The organism is Pseudomonas sp. D3-27 (assembly GCF_051132165.1).
In the GTDB taxonomy this organism is placed as follows: Bacteria; Pseudomonadota; Gammaproteobacteria; order Pseudomonadales; family Pseudomonadaceae; genus Aquipseudomonas.
In genome coordinates this window covers 572021-586254 of sequence record NZ_CP071667.1, presented here as the reverse complement: position 1 = coordinate 586254, position 14234 = coordinate 572021, and the positions used below count along the sequence as shown (strand labels likewise).

At 61.1% G+C, this 14234-nt stretch carries 11 protein-coding genes; 9 read left to right on the top strand and 2 right to left on the bottom strand.

What is annotated here, in order from left to right:
- Nucleotides 1-266 precede the first annotated feature (266 nt).
- On the top strand, nucleotides 267-2444 hold the full coding sequence (locus J3P92_RS02675; protein ID WP_434649842.1) for a malate synthase G: 2178 nt from the start codon (nucleotides 267-269) through the stop codon (nucleotides 2442-2444).
- Between the two features lie 217 nt (nucleotides 2445-2661).
- Here J3P92_RS02675 and J3P92_RS02670 read toward each other — a convergent pair whose 3' ends face one another.
- Nucleotides 2662-3108: a response regulator gene (locus J3P92_RS02670; protein WP_060740319.1), complete on the bottom strand. Its 447-nt coding sequence runs from the start codon at nucleotides 3106-3108 to the stop codon at nucleotides 2662-2664.
- A 259-nt stretch (nucleotides 3109-3367) separates the two neighbouring features.
- Here J3P92_RS02670 and J3P92_RS02665 point away from each other — a divergent pair, with 259 nt between their 5' ends.
- The 8 genes from J3P92_RS02665 to J3P92_RS02630 all read left to right on the top strand — a co-directional run bounded on the left by J3P92_RS02665 (nucleotide 3368) and on the right by J3P92_RS02630 (nucleotide 12671).
- Entirely contained in the window at nucleotides 3368-5302 is a 1935-nt protein-coding gene (locus tag J3P92_RS02665) for a putative nucleotidyltransferase substrate binding domain-containing protein (protein ID WP_434611501.1), read from the top strand.
- A complete protein-coding gene (locus J3P92_RS02660; RefSeq protein WP_434561945.1) occupies nucleotides 5299-6006 on the top strand; it encodes a 3'-5' exonuclease in 708 nt (235 codons plus the stop codon). Before J3P92_RS02665 ends, J3P92_RS02660 begins: the two co-directional genes overlap by 4 nt.
- 220 nt (nucleotides 6007-6226) lie before the next feature.
- Nucleotides 6227-6745: an RNA polymerase sigma factor gene (locus tag J3P92_RS02655; RefSeq protein ID WP_434649840.1), complete on the top strand. Its 519-nt coding sequence runs from the start codon at nucleotides 6227-6229 to the stop codon at nucleotides 6743-6745.
- Nucleotides 6742-7722 carry a FecR domain-containing protein gene (locus J3P92_RS02650; protein WP_434649838.1) on the top strand — a complete coding sequence of 327 codons (981 nt, stop codon included), beginning with the start codon at nucleotides 6742-6744 and terminating at the stop codon, nucleotides 7720-7722. Before J3P92_RS02655 ends, J3P92_RS02650 begins: the two co-directional genes overlap by 4 nt.
- A gap of 227 nt (nucleotides 7723-7949) precedes the next feature.
- The gene (locus J3P92_RS02645; protein WP_434561941.1) at nucleotides 7950-10388 is read left to right on the top strand and encodes a TonB-dependent siderophore receptor; all 2439 of its coding nucleotides are present in this window, start codon (nucleotides 7950-7952) and stop codon (nucleotides 10386-10388) included.
- A gap of 248 nt (nucleotides 10389-10636) precedes the next feature.
- The gene (locus J3P92_RS02640) at nucleotides 10637-11767 is read left to right on the top strand and encodes a PepSY-associated TM helix domain-containing protein (protein WP_434649837.1); all 1131 of its coding nucleotides are present in this window, start codon (nucleotides 10637-10639) and stop codon (nucleotides 11765-11767) included.
- Nucleotides 11764-11943: a hypothetical protein gene (locus tag J3P92_RS02635; RefSeq protein WP_420764922.1), complete on the top strand. Its 180-nt coding sequence runs from the start codon at nucleotides 11764-11766 to the stop codon at nucleotides 11941-11943. The genes J3P92_RS02640 and J3P92_RS02635 overlap by 4 nt, the downstream gene beginning before the upstream one ends.
- 98 nt (nucleotides 11944-12041) lie before the next feature.
- The gene (locus J3P92_RS02630; RefSeq protein WP_434561937.1) at nucleotides 12042-12671 is read left to right on the top strand and encodes a glutathione S-transferase; all 630 of its coding nucleotides are present in this window, start codon (nucleotides 12042-12044) and stop codon (nucleotides 12669-12671) included.
- Between the two features lie 179 nt (nucleotides 12672-12850).
- Here the strand turns inward: J3P92_RS02630 and creD are convergent, their stop codons facing one another.
- A complete protein-coding gene (creD, locus tag J3P92_RS02625) occupies nucleotides 12851-14224 on the bottom strand; it encodes a cell envelope integrity protein CreD (protein WP_420764924.1) in 1374 nt (457 codons plus the stop codon).
- Nucleotides 14225-14234: the final 10 nt, after the last annotated feature.

The following is a 14234-nucleotide window of genomic DNA, read 5'->3' as shown; positions in this document are numbered from 1 at the left end:
AACGACGCAATTAGTCTAATTTTCACAAGCGCAAATGATCATGTAGTATTCCCCAGCGAGCACTACATAATCGCGGCAATCCTGTTGTACCGATGTCTGCTTAAGGCCAGTCGCACCCCTGAAAGCCCCGTCCAGCAAGGCTTAACAACCCAGCCGCCAGCGATGGCATGTACTGGTTCAGGGGTTTGTGGTTTAAATGTCCCGAGGCTTCATTGTCAAAATCGAAGAGCTGAAAAGCGAAATAGCTGAGCAGAGTGAGGCAAGCAATGACTGAACACGTTCAAGTCGGTGGCCTGCAGGTCGCCAAAGTCCTGTTCGACTTCGTTAATAACGAAGCCATTCCCGGAACCGGCCTCACCGCCGACGCATTCTGGGCCGGCGCCGACAAGGTCATCCATGACCTGGCTCCGAAGAACAAAGCCCTACTCGCCAAACGCGACGACTTCCAGGCACGGATCGACGCCTGGCACCAGGCCCGTGCCGGCCAGGCCCACGACGCCGTGGCTTACAAAGCCTTCCTGCAAGACATTGGATACCTGCTGCCAGAAGCGGCGGATTTCCAGGCCACGACTCAAAACGTCGATGACGAAATCGCCCGCATGGCCGGCCCACAACTGGTAGTGCCGGTGATGAACGCCCGCTTCGCCCTCAACGCCTCGAACGCCCGCTGGGGTTCGTTGTACGACGCGTTGTACGGCACCGACGCCATCAGCGAAGCCGATGGCGCGGAAAAAGGCAAAGGCTACAACAAGGTGCGCGGCGACAAGGTCATCGCCTTCGCCCGCGCATTTCTCGACGAAGCGGCCCCCCTGGCGGCCGGCTCCCATGTTGATTCCACTGCCTACAAAATCGTCGACGGCAAGCTGGTGGTGGCCCTCAAGGGCGGCGCCAACAGCGGCCTGCGCGACGACGCCCAACTGATCGGTTTCCAAGGCGATATATCGGCGCCGAGCGCGGTTCTGCTGAAACACAACGGCCTGCACTTCGAGATCCAGATCGACGCCAGCACCCCCGTCGGCCAAACCGACGCCGCCGGTGTCAAAGACATCCTGATGGAAGCCGCGCTGACCACCATCATGGACTGCGAAGACTCGGTTGCCGCGGTCGATGCCGATGACAAAGTGGTGATCTACCGCAACTGGCTCGGCTTGATGAAAGGCGACCTGTCCGAGCAAGTCGCCAAGGGCGGCCAGACCTTCACCCGCACCATGAACCCCGACCGCGCCTACACCGCCGTCGACGGTTCGGGCTTGACGCTGCACGGTCGCTCGCTGCTGTTCGTGCGCAACGTCGGTCACCTGATGACCATCGACGCGATCCTGGACAAGGACGGCAACGAAGTGCCGGAAGGCATCCTCGACGGGCTGGTCACCAGCCTCGCGGCGATCCACAGCCTCAACGGCAACACCTCGCGCCGCAACAGCCGCACCGGTTCGGTGTACATCGTCAAGCCGAAGATGCACGGCCCGGAAGAAGTGGCGTTCACCAACGAACTGTTCGGCCGCGTCGAAGACGTGTTGAACCTGCCGCGCAACACGCTCAAGGTCGGCATCATGGACGAGGAGCGCCGTACCACGGTCAACCTCAAGGCCTGCATCAAGGCTGCCAGCGAGCGCGTGGTGTTCATCAACACCGGCTTCCTGGACCGCACCGGCGACGAAATCCACACCTCCATGGAAGCCGGCCCGATGGTGCGCAAGGCCGACATGAAGGCCGAGAAGTGGATCGGCGCCTATGAAAACTGGAACGTCGATATCGGCTTGAGCACCGGCTTGCAAGGCCGCGCGCAAATCGGCAAGGGCATGTGGGCGATGCCGGACCTGATGGCAGCGATGCTCGAACAAAAGATCGCTCACCCGATGGCCGGCGCCAACACCGCCTGGGTTCCGTCGCCGACCGCCGCCGCGCTGCATGCGCTGCACTACCACAAGGTCGACGTGTTCGCCCGCCAGGCCGAACTGGCCAAGCGTGCGCGCGCCTCGGTTGACGACATCCTGACCATCCCGCTGGCCGTCAACCCGAACTGGACGGCAGAGCAGATCAAACACGAACTGGACAACAACGCCCAGGGCATCCTTGGCTACGTGGTGCGATGGATCGACCAGGGTGTCGGCTGCTCCAAGGTGCCGGACATCAATGACATCGGCCTGATGGAAGACCGCGCGACGCTGCGCATTTCCAGCCAGCACATCGCCAACTGGTTGCGCCACGGCATCGTCACGCAAGAGCAGGTGATGGAAAGCCTCAAGCGCATGGCACCGGTCGTGGACCGCCAGAACGCCAGCGACCCGCTGTACCGCCCGCTGGCGCCGGACTTCGACAGCAACATCGCCTTCCAGGCGGCGGTCGAGCTGGTGATCGAAGGCACCCGGCAACCAAACGGCTACACCGAGCCGGTGCTGCACCGTCGCCGACGCGAGTTCAAGGCCGCCAATGGGCTGTGATTGAGCGGTAGAGCAATGAAAAAGCCCTGGCCGAAAGACCAGGGCTTTTTCATTTGCGATCCCTAACTGCTTTTGTGCCGAAGGCGCTTGCTCCCGCTGGGGTGCGCAGCAGCCCTTCTTTTCAGCTATTTTGAAACCTTAATCTGCGGACTTGCGACTGCTGCGCAGTCGAGCGGGAGCAAGCTCCCTCGCCAAAAAAACCAGCCAGTACAGCGGTCTAGAGATCCATCCCCAACTCATGCTTGACCAGCCCCAGCAGCTTGTCGGTATCGATCGGCTTGAGCAGGAAATCCACCACGCTCAAGTGCATCGCCTCGATGGCATCCTTCACGTCGGCGTCGCCGGACACAATGATGATCGGCAGCGCCGCACGCTCCGACTCGCGCACCAGGCGCACCAGTTCAAGGCCATCGACATTGCCCATGCGCAGGTCCGTGATCAGAAGGCCGATGGACGGCTTGGTCTCCAGCATCTTGAGCGCGGTTTCGCCACTCGCGGCGGTCATGCAGTGGATGCCGTCCAATGCCAGGATTTCCGACAACAGCTCGCGGGCGTCCTTGTCGTCGTCGACGATCAACACACGCTGCGGCGGCAGGTCGGGTTCCAGCATGACGGCACTCAGCGCCTCGCGCTCGGCGTCACTCAAAATATCGTGGTCGGACATGGTGCTCTCTACGTTCCTTGAATCGATCCCTTGGCACAGTGGTCAGACATCGTTCTGCGGCGCTTCAATGTGCACTTCGTCGGATTTTTTTCCAAGAGTCTTCCCTGAAGAATTTTCCGAGGCGAGGCGTGGGATATTTCCGTAGTTCCGGCTCTATCGTGGCGACCTAGACTTACGTCCAATGGGCACTCCACGTCCAGAGGCCGACCATGGCGAACAGATCCGACCACAACAATTCGAAAAAGATTGCGCAATGGTTATGAAAAAAGCGGACGCCTTCATCCAGGCAGGGAAAACCGCCGTGTTGCAGAACATTCAGGGGACGTTGCAATTCCTCCAGCGCTTCCCCCCGTTCAACCAGATGGAAAACGCCCACCTGGCCTATCTGGTGGAGCAATGCCTGCTGCGCTTCTACGCGCCGGGCGAAACGATCATCAAGCCGGCCGACGGCCCGGTGGAACACTTCTATATCGTCAAGCAGGGCCGGGTGGTGGGCGAGCGTCCCCATTCGGCGAAGGGCGGCACCGAGACCACTTTTGAAATCACCACGGGCGAATGCTTCCCCCTCGCCGCCCTGTTGGGTGAGCGCGCTACCCGCACCGAGCATCGGGCCGGTGAAGATACGTTCTGTCTGCAACTGAACAAGTTGGCGTTCATCAAGCTGTTTGCCTTGTCCGGCCCGTTTCGCGACTTTGCCTTGCGCGGCGTCAGCAGCCTGCTCGACCTGGTCAACCAGCAAGTGCAGCAAAAATCTGCCCAGACGCTGGGCACGCAATATTCGCTGAACACCCGCCTGGGCGAGCTGGCGATGCGTCATCCGGTCAGTTGTTCACCTGAAACACCGTTGCGCGAAGCCGTCAAACTCATGCATGAGCAACAAGTCGGCAGCATCGTCGTGGTGAACGAACAGAAAGCGCCGGTAGGCATTTTCACCCTGCGCGACCTGCGTCAGGTCGTGGCCGACGGTACCGGGGATTTTTCCGAGTCGATTGCGATGCACATGACTCAGGCGCCGTTTTTCCTGTCACCGGAGCACAGCGCCTTCGATGCCGCCATTGCCATGACCGAGCGTCATATTGCCCATGTCTGCCTGGTCAAGGAGCATCGCCTGTGTGGCGTGGTGTCGGAACGGGATCTGTTTTCCTTGCAACGCGTCGACCTGGTGCATCTGGCGCGCACGATTCGTAATGCCCCTCGTGTGGAAAACCTGGTCACCCTGCGCGGAGAGATTGGCCAACTGGTGGAGCGCATGCTGGCCCACGGCGCGTCATCGACCCAGATTACCCATATCATCACCTTGCTCAACGACCACACCGTGTGCCGGGTCATCGAACTGACCCTGGCCGATAAAGGCGACCCAGGCGTGCCCTTCAGTTGGCTGTGTTTCGGCAGCGAAGGCCGCCGCGAGCAGACCCTTCATACCGACCAGGACAACGGCATCCTGTTCGAAGCCCGGGACGCCGCCCACGCCGCGCAGATCCGTGGCCTGCTGTTGCCCATCGCCCAACAGGTCAACCAGAGTCTGGCGCTGTGCGGTTTTACCTTGTGCAAAGGCAACATCATGGCCGGCAACCCCGAGCTGTGCCTGTCCCGCGCGGAATGGGCGCGTCGCTTCGCGGCCTTCATCCGCGAAGCGACGCCGGAGAACCTGCTGGGCTCAAGCATCTATTTCGACCTGCGAGTGGTCTGGGGAGATGAACAAAGCTGCGAGCAACTGCGCCAGCAGATTCTCGATCAAGTGGCCGACAACCGATTGTTCCAGCGCATGATGGCCGAAAACGCTCTTCGCCATCGGCCGCCTGTTGGACGCTTCAGGGACTTTGTGCTGACCCGCAAGAACGGCGAAAAAGCCACCCTCGACTTGAAGGTACAAGGGCTGACGCCTTTCGTCGACGGCGCGCGACTGCTGGCCTTGGCCAATGGCATCGAAGCCAACAATACCCTGGAGCGCTTGCGGCAACTGGTGGTCAAGGAAGTCATCGAGCCGCTTGATGGCGCCGCTTATGAAGAGGCCTATCACTTCATTCAGCAGACCCGGATGCAACAACACCAATTGCAAACCCGGGAGAACCTTCCCTACTCCAACCGCGTCGATCCAGACAGCCTCAACCACCTGGACCGGCGGATCCTGCGCGAATCCCTGCGCCAGGCCCAACGTCTGCAAAGCAGCCTGACGTTGAGGTATCAGCTGTGAGCCTGTTTTCCTGGCTGCGTCCGGTCCAGCCGACGTTGTCGCAGGATTTGCAACAGCGCCTGGAAGCCCTGCCCGCGGCAGCACAACTGATTGAATGCAGCCTGCGGGAACAGCGTTGGGTCGTGGTCGATCTGGAAACCACCGGCCTGAACCTGAACAAAGACCAAGTGTTGTCCATCGGTGCGGTGGTGATAGAAGACGGCGCCATCGACTTCAGCCAGCAGTTCGAGCGGACGTTGCAATGCGACAAACAAAAACTCGGGCCAAGCGTGTTGATACACGGGTTGGCGCCAAGCGCCATCGCCGCCGGCAGCGACCCGGCCGACGCGCTGCTGGCGTTCATGGAGTTCGTCGGCGACAGCCCACTGCTGGCGTTTCATGCGCCTTTCGACAGCCACATGCTCGGACGAGCGTTAAAGGAATACCTGGGCTATCGCTTACAGCATCCCTTCATCGACGTGGCGGACCTGGCCCCGATGCTTTGCCCACAGGCTCATATCCGCCAAGGAGGCCTGGACGACTGGATCGACTGGTTCAAGTTGCAAGTCTTCGATCGCCACAACGCCAGCGCCGACGCCCTGGCCACCGCGGAGCTGGCGCTGATCCTGTTCAGCCGCGCCCGCCAGAAGGATATCCACAGCCCGCTCGACCTGCAGCAACGCCTGGGACAATGGAAACGGCGGCAGCAGGCGCCTTCGCTTTAATCCAAGACCCGAGCGCTCGGGAGCTTTTGTGGGAGCAAGCTTGCTCGCGATGGCGCAGTGTCAGTGAACCTCAATGCCACTGACCCACCGTTATCGCGAGCAGGGTCGCTCCCACAGAACTATCGAGTTATGGGCTCCGACCAGCGCCAATTGCTTTCCCTCCCCCGCCTCTGCCACAATCGCGAACAATTCTCGTTACTTAAAACGTCGGTGATGCTCTGTGTCGTCAGTCCCCAGTCCTCATAGTGATCTGGTTGGTGCGTTATACCGCGACCATCGCGCTTGGCTATTGGCGTGGCTGCGACGCAACGTGGCCTGTGCGCAACGGGCCGAGGACCTGAGCCAGGACACCTTTGTGCGCTTGCTGGGGCGCGAGGAGTTGAAGGCGCCCCGCGAGCCGCGCGCGTTCCTGCTGGCGATCGCCAAGGGGCTGTTGTTCGACTACTTCCGTAGGGCTGCGCTCGAACAGGCCTATCTGACCGAACTGATGCTGGTCCCGAAAGGCGAGCAGCCGTCGGCGGAAGAGCAACAACTGATTCTCGAAGACCTGAAGAATATCGATCGCCTGCTTGGAAAATTATCCAGCAAGGCCCGGGCGGCATTCCTCTACAACCGCCTCGACGGCCTCGGCCACGCTGAGATCGCCGAGCGCCTTGGCGTTTCGGTCCCGCGGGTACGGCAATACCTGGCCCAAGGCATGCGGCAATGCTACATCGCGCTTTATGGTGAGCCGACATGACCGCAGCCCTTGGCAAACCGGTCTCGGCGCGCGTTCTCGATGCGGCCATTGCCTGGCAGCTGTCCCTGGATTCTGGCTGCGGCAGTCCCCAGGAGCGGGAAGCATTCGCTCAATGGCACGCCGCCGATGAAGAGCACGCCCGCGCCTGGCAACAGCTCGGCATGCTTGACCAACGCTTCAGCATCGCCAGCGGACCTGCCCGGGCCGCGTTGCTGCAATCGAAGGCCAGCATCCGGCGACGGGTGCGCAAGGTTGGCAGTGGCCTGGCCAGTGTCGTCGCGGTCATCGGCCTGGCGCTGTTCGCCGGCGACCGTTACCTGCCGCTGGATTATTGGCTGGCCGACCAGCGCACCGCCACGGGCGAACAGCGCACGTTGCGCCTGGCGGACGGCACGGTGGTCAACCTCAATACCCACAGTGCGCTGGATGTACGTTTCGACGACAAGCAGCGGCTTATCGTTTTGCAGGAAGGCGAGATTCTCGTGGAGACCGGCCACAACGATCCGCGGCCGTTCATCGTCGAGACTCGCGAAGGCAGCATGCGCGCCTTGGGCACGCGTTTTCTGGTCAAGCTCGAAGACCAGGGCACACGCTTGAGTGTGTTGAAATCGGCGGTGGCGGCGCACCCGCAGCGCAGCGAAGGAGAACAGATCCTGCGCGAAGGCCAGCAAGTGCTGATGCACCGGGATGGCCTCGGGCCGGCCGTGGCCTTGAACGCGGGGGCCGATGCCTGGACCCGCGGGATGCTGGTGGTGGACAACGCGCGCCTTGAAGATTTGATCCGGGAGCTGGGGCGTTACCGGCGTGGATATCTCGGCGTCGAGCCCCAGGTGGCGGACTTGCGCATCACCGGCAGCTTTCCGCTGCACGACACCGACCTGGCCCTGACCGCCCTGCTGCCGACCTTGCCGGTGCAAATCGAGCATCACACGCGTTGGTGGGTGGTGGTGGGGCCTAGGGCTGAAGCCAAGCGCTGAAGCGTATTGTTGCCAGTGATGGCCTCATCGCGAGCAAGCTCGCTCCCACAGGGGTTTGCACTTCAGTCCCATGTGGGAGCGAGCTTGCTCGCGATGAGGCCATTGGCCCCACCACAAAGCCACCGGCCGCAATCTGAATCTAAATTATTTTCATCCAGCCCTATCACTTTTCGACTTTCATCCGGCACACAGGCAATTGAGAAATATTTCCATTCAGGAGCCGCCGTATGTCCCGTCCGTTTGAGACCCTGTTGCGCCCCAGTCTATTGGCCGTTGCCATTGCCTTGAGCACCCCGTTGGCCTGCGGCCCGTTGCTCGCCGCCGAACAGGCATCTGGCGTTCGTGCCTACAATCTGCCCGCGGCGCCATTGGCCAGCACCCTGAATCAGATCGCCAGCCAGGCCGGTCTCGCCTTGAGCCTGAACCCGTCATTGGCGTCGGGCAAGACCTCGGCCCCGGTTCAAGGCCAATTCGACGCCACCGGCGCCTTGCGCGAGGCCTTGCGCGGTACCGGCCTGCAACTGGAACAAAGCAGCGCCGGCACTTACAGCCTGGTGGCCGTGCCCGAAGGCGTCATGGTGCTGCCGGAAACCAGCGTGATCGGCGCGGGAATCAGCGAAACGGCGTGGGGGCCTAGCGAGGGCTACGCTGTGACCCGCACCGCCGCCGGCACCAAGACCGATACCCCGATAGTCGAGCTGCCACGCTCGGTCTCGGTGGTCACGCGCCAGCAGATGGAAGACCGCTCCGTCCTCAACCTCAATGACGCGCTGCGCTACACCGCCGGCGTGCAGAGCAGCGGCTACGGTTCGGACTCGCGTAACGATTGGCTATTGGTGCGCGGTTTCGTGCCAACGCAATTCCTCGATGGCCTGCCGCTGCCCAAGGGCAACTACATCACGACGAAAATCGAACCCTGGAACCTTGAGCGCATCGCAGTGCTTCGCGGCCCTGCTTCCTCGGTCTACGGCCAGACGCCCCCCGGCGGCATGCTCGACATGGTCAGCCGCCGCCCACAGGCTGAAAGCAGCAATGAAGTCCAATTGCAGGCCGGCAGCTACGAGCACAAGCAGATCAACTTCGACAGCACTGGCAAAGTCGATGACGAAGGCCAGTTCCTGTACCGACTCAGCGGCACGGTGCGCGACAGCAACTCCCAGGTCGACCACATCCCGGACAAACGCTACAACATTGCTCCAAGCCTGACGTGGAATATCAACGACGACACTCGCCTGACCTTCCTGTCGCAATACACCCGCGATGACACGGGTATCACTGGGCAATTCCTGCCGCTGCAAGGCACAAAGCTGGCCTCGCCGGCGGGCAAGATTTCTCATCACAAGAACCTGGGTGATCCGGACTGGGAGTTCTACGATCGCACCTACTATGCGCTGGGCTACAACTTCGAGCATCGCCTGAACGACACCTGGCAGTTCCGCCAGAATCTGCGCTATACCAAGAGCGATCTGGAATTTCAGGGCATCTCCGCCGGTGGGGCTTTTTTCCCAGATGGCCCGGACGAATCCGTGAGCGCCGATGGCACCGTCAGGCGCAGCGCAAGTATTGTTGATGAAGACATCAGCCAATACGCCGTGGATAACAATTTCCAGGCCGATTTCCAGACCGCAGCCTTGAGCCACACGCTGCTGCTGGGCCTGGACCACCAGCGCTCCAATAGCAACGCTCGCTGGCGCTGGGGTTCTGGTGGTGTGCCCACCAGCAACGTCAACAACCCGACTTACGGACAGGACTTCTCCAACGTCCAGTATTTCGACATGTACCACTACAACCAAAAAACCCACCAGACTGGCCTGTACATCCAAGACCAGATCGCTCTGGACAACTGGCGCCTGACCCTTGGCGGCCGTGAGGACTGGATTCACACCGGCACCGTTTTCCACAACCAGAACGACGCGACCAACACCCAGCGCGACAAGAAATTCAGCGGCAACGCCGCATTGAGCTATGTGTTCGATAACGGCGTGACACCGTACGTTTCCTTCGCCCAGTCGTTCCAGGCCGTGGCGGGCTCAGCCGTCAACAGCACTGACTCGTTCAAACCAACTGAAGGCGAGCAGTACGAAGTCGGCATCAAATATCAGCCACCGGGTACCAAAACCCTGTTGACCGCCGCGGTGTTCGACCTGACTCAGCAAAACAACTCCGTCACGGAGAACAACATCACCCGGCAGGTGGGCGAGGTCCGCGTGCGTGGCCTGGAACTGGAAGCGTCCGGCGACGTCACCGACAACCTGAAACTGGTCGGTTCCTACACCTACAACGACAGCGAAATCACCAAGGGCGCCGCGGCCGAAGAAGGCAAGCGCATGGCCCAGGTACCGCGTAACCAGGCCACCGCATGGGCCGACTACACCTGGCATAACGGCCCTCTGGACGGGTTCGGCGTGGGGGCTGGCGTGCGTTATGTCGGCGACACCTATGGCAACACCACCAACACCGATTGGGGTCACGTCGGCTCCTACACGGTGTACGACGCCTCGGCCCACTACGACCTGGGCCGTTTGAACAAGACGCTCAAGGGCGTCACGGTGGCAGTGGACGCGAAAAACATCTTCAACAAGGACTACCTGTCCACCTGCGATGGTTTCTATTGCTACTACGGCGACCAACGCAACGTCGTCGCCAGCGTGAATTACAAATGGTAAACGGTTAGCATTTGCGCAAACCTCTTTGAGGGCACCTGCAACTGAGCTCAATCAGTCAGATGAAATGCCTGTGGGACGAGTCTTTGTGGGAGCGAGCTTGCTCGCGATGGCGGTGAGTCAGCTGCGTTGATCTTGACTGACACTTCGCTTTCGCGAGCAAGCTCGCTCCCACACAAGCTGGCTCCCGTAGGTTTCACGGTTGGCTGAACGACCTCAAGCATCGTCGCCCTTCAGCATTCGGATCGATCATGAAAAGCAAAACCATCCGCCGCTGGTCCTTCGTCCACACCTGGACCAGCCTGATCTGCACGGTGTTCCTGCTGATGTTGGCAATCACCGGGTTGCCGTTGATTTTCCATCATGAGATCGAGCACCTGTTGGGCGATGCGCCAGAGCTGCGGGAGATGCCGGCCGGCACGCCGCCGCTGGACCTGCAACAACTGGTGGAAAAAGCCAAGGCCCATCGTCCGGGCGAGGTGGTCCAGTATTTTGGCTGGGACGAGGACGACCCCAACGGCATCATCACCATCATGGCGCCGACGCCGGGCACCGAACCCAACTCCTCCCACACGTTCATGCTCGATGCACGCACGGGCGAAGCCCTGGAAATGCCCTCGGCCAACGGCGGTTTCATGATGGTCATGCTGCGCCTGCACGTGGACATGTTCGCCGGTTTGCCGGGCAAGTTGCTGCTGGCGTTCATGGGTTTGCTGTTCGTGATCGCCATCGTCTCCGGCGTGGTGCTGTATTTGCCATTCATGCGCCGCTTGAAGTTCGCCACGGTGCGCCAGGACAAATCCACGCGCCTGCGCTGGCTCGACCTGCACAACCTGATCGGTGTGGTCACCCTGGTCTGGGCGCTGACCGTCGGCGTGACTGGCGTGATCGCCGCCTGCGCCGACCTGATCATTGCCGCATGGCGCAACGATAGCCTCAGCGCCATGGTCGAGCCCTATCGCAACGCGCCACCATTGACCGAGCTGGCCCCGGCAACCCGCTTGCTGGACATTGCCAAGGATGTCGCTCCCGGCATGGAGCCGAGCTTCATCGCCTTCCCCGGCACGCTGTTTTCCAGCGAGCACCATTACAGCGTGTTCATGAAAGGCAGCGCTCACCTGACCTCTCATCTGCTGACGCCTGTACTGATCGACGCCAGCACCCTGGACGTCACCGCCGTGGCCGAACGGCCCTGGTACATGGACATGATGAGCCTGTCCCTGCCCTTGCATTTCGGCGACTACGGTGGCCGGCCAATGCAGATCTTCTGGGCGACCCTGGACATCCTGACCATCATCGTCCTGGGCAGTGGTGTTTATCTGTGGGTGGTTCGGCGCAAGACCGCCAAGCGCGCAATCGTCGGCGCGGAGGTCGAAGCGTGAGGCCTCGGCAGTCTAATTTCTGGAAGGTGTTTGGTATCCCCGTGGTCATCGGCGCTTTGAGCGCGGCGGGGCTGTTTTCAGCATTGTTGGGCGATGGCGCGTGGGATGCGGTGAGTTGGGTGGGCTTGGGCGTACCGACGGTGCTGGGGACCTGGGGTTTGTTCAAGCGCCGATAATTCCAGCGCGCAATAAACCTGTGGGAGCAATCGATACTCGCCAGCCGCCGTGCAACTGTCTAGGCTAAGCCCCAGCCCGCCCCATCGAGGATCTCTGCATGTCCAGCCCCAGCATGACCTTGTTCCACAACCCCGCGTCCCCCTTCGTCCGCAAGGTGCTGGTGCTGCTGCACGAAACCGGCCAGCAGGACCGTGTGGCGTTGCAGTTGAGTCAACTCACGCCGGTCAAGCCCGACCGGGCGCTGATCGAAGAAAACCCGTTGAGCAAGATCCCGGCCCTGCGCCTGGCCAACGGGACGGTGATCCACGACAGCCGCGTCATCCTTGATTACCTCGATCACCAGCATGTCGGCAACCCGCTGATCCCCCGCGAGGGCGCGGCCCGCTGGCGGCGCTTGACCTTGGCCTCCCTGGCCGACGGGATCATGGACGCGGCGGTGATGATCCGCTACGAGACCGCGCTGCGCCCCACGGAAAAACACTGGGCCGAATGGCTCGATGCGCAACGGGACAAGATTCGGCGCGCCGTGGCCCTGCTCGAAGCCGAGGCGATTGCCGAACTGGCCTGTCATTTCGACATCGCCTCCATCAGCGTCGCCTGCGCCCTGGGTTACCTGGACCTGCGCCATCCGGACCTGGAATGGCGCAAGTCCAATCCCCAGCTGGCGGCGTGGTTTGCCGAGGTGAGCTTGCGGCCTTCGATGCTCGAGACGGTGCCCAGGGTTTAATTTTTACTGAATATCACGACTTTTTCGCCAGCAGGCTCGCCCCCCATTGATCGTGTGGTCCCTTTGGGAGCGAGCCTGCTCGCGAAGGCCGCGCTCCGGATCCATCGGAAACAACCCAGCAATTCGCTTCACCAGCAGCTCTCCCAACCACTGATCCTCCCGCAACCCCAGCGACCGACTCATTTCACCTCTCCCAGATCGAAGCTCATCGCCGCAACAGGCTTCGCGCCCACGCCGTACCAGTCCAACTTGCGGGTCAACACCATGAACACACCGAGCAGGCCGAACAGCAGCAGCGAGCCCATCAACAGCGCGTAGTCTTCAGCGCTTAGCAACCCATAGAGCAAACCGTACAACCCCGCCAACCCGGCTGAAAAACCCAGGCCGTGGCTGACGCTGCGCAGCACATGGCAGACATAAAAGCCGATCAACACCACGCAGGCACTGGCCGAGACCAGGTACGCCAGGGTGAAGCCTATGTGTTCCGAAAGCGACAACAGCAATAGATAGAAGAAGGCCAGGGCCACGCCCACCAGTGCGTATTGGACCGGGTGCACCGCCAGGCTCTTGAGCACTTCGAAGAGGAAGAACCCGGCGAACGTCAGCGCAATGAACAGCAGCGCGTATTTGATCGCCCGATCGCTCTTGAGGTATTGGTCCACCGGATCGACGAAACTCACGCCGAATGCACGGCTGCGGAATGCTTCGCAGCCATCGCTGGGCTCGCATGCCTGCAATGTTTCCAAGAGGTTGGTGGAGAAAAACGAGGTCTGCCAATCGGCACTGAAGCCCTGCTCGTTGACCTCGCGATCGACCGGCAGGTAGTTGCCGATAAAGCTGGGGTGCGGCCAGTCGGCGGAGAGGTGCACCTTGGTGGACTTGCCCACCGGCAGGATCTGCAATTCACCGGTACCTTGCAGGCGCAGGTCGAAACCGAAGGTCAGCTCGGGGCTGCCTTGGGCGGTGATCATGGGCAGCGGTACATGCACGCCTTGCCCAAGCCAGCCAAGCCGCGAGCCGGGAAGGAAGTCGACGGTCTGCTGGTTCAACGTCAGGGTCAAGGCATTCTCGATGCCGCGAATGTCGCTGATACCGACGCTCAGGTACGGCTCGTCAAAGCGATAGTCGGCGAAATCCTTCGCGGCGACGCCATAACGCTCCGGCACTTTGAAGCGCCCATCGATCCGATTGTCAGCGTGAAACAAGCGCGCCTCGTAGATACCCCGGGCGCGGGTTTCGGTGCGCACCTGGCCGTCGAGTTCGAATTGCTCCGGCAAAAAGTACAACTCACCACTTCGTTCGACGGTCTCCAGGAAACGCACGCCCGTCTTTTCGTTGGTATTCCAGACTTTCACGTCCTTGCGAAACGGCACGACGATCATCGGCCCGATCAGTTGCTGGCTGTGGCTGGAACTGCGGGCGATGTCCTGCAGCACCCCGTCGCGCAGCTCTTGGCGCTCATCGATAAGGCCGCTGATCATCAACAACGGAATCATCAGCAAGAGGATCAAGAGGGCAATCATGCCCAGTTTTATAGCGAGACTGCGGTTCATGTGAGGCTCT

Excerpts from the sequence above, each read along its gene's own strand:
- J3P92_RS02675 (WP_434649842.1), top strand. The coding sequence starts at position 267 with ATGACTGAACACGTTCAAGTCGGTGGCCTGCAGGTCGCCAAAGTCCTG.
- J3P92_RS02670 (WP_060740319.1), bottom strand. The coding sequence starts at position 3,108 with ATGTCCGACCACGATATTTTGAGTGACGCCGAGCGCGAGGCGCTGAGT.
- J3P92_RS02665 (WP_434611501.1), top strand. The coding sequence starts at position 3,368 with ATGAAAAAAGCGGACGCCTTCATCCAGGCAGGGAAAACCGCCGTGTTG.
- J3P92_RS02650 (WP_434649838.1), top strand. The coding sequence starts at position 6,742 with ATGACCGCAGCCCTTGGCAAACCGGTCTCGGCGCGCGTTCTCGATGCG.
- J3P92_RS02645 (WP_434561941.1), top strand. The coding sequence starts at position 7,950 with ATGTCCCGTCCGTTTGAGACCCTGTTGCGCCCCAGTCTATTGGCCGTT.
- J3P92_RS02640 (WP_434649837.1), top strand. The coding sequence starts at position 10,637 with ATGAAAAGCAAAACCATCCGCCGCTGGTCCTTCGTCCACACCTGGACC.
- J3P92_RS02630 (WP_434561937.1), top strand. The coding sequence starts at position 12,042 with ATGTCCAGCCCCAGCATGACCTTGTTCCACAACCCCGCGTCCCCCTTC.
- creD (WP_420764924.1), bottom strand. The coding sequence starts at position 14,224 with ATGAACCGCAGTCTCGCTATAAAACTGGGCATGATTGCCCTCTTGATC.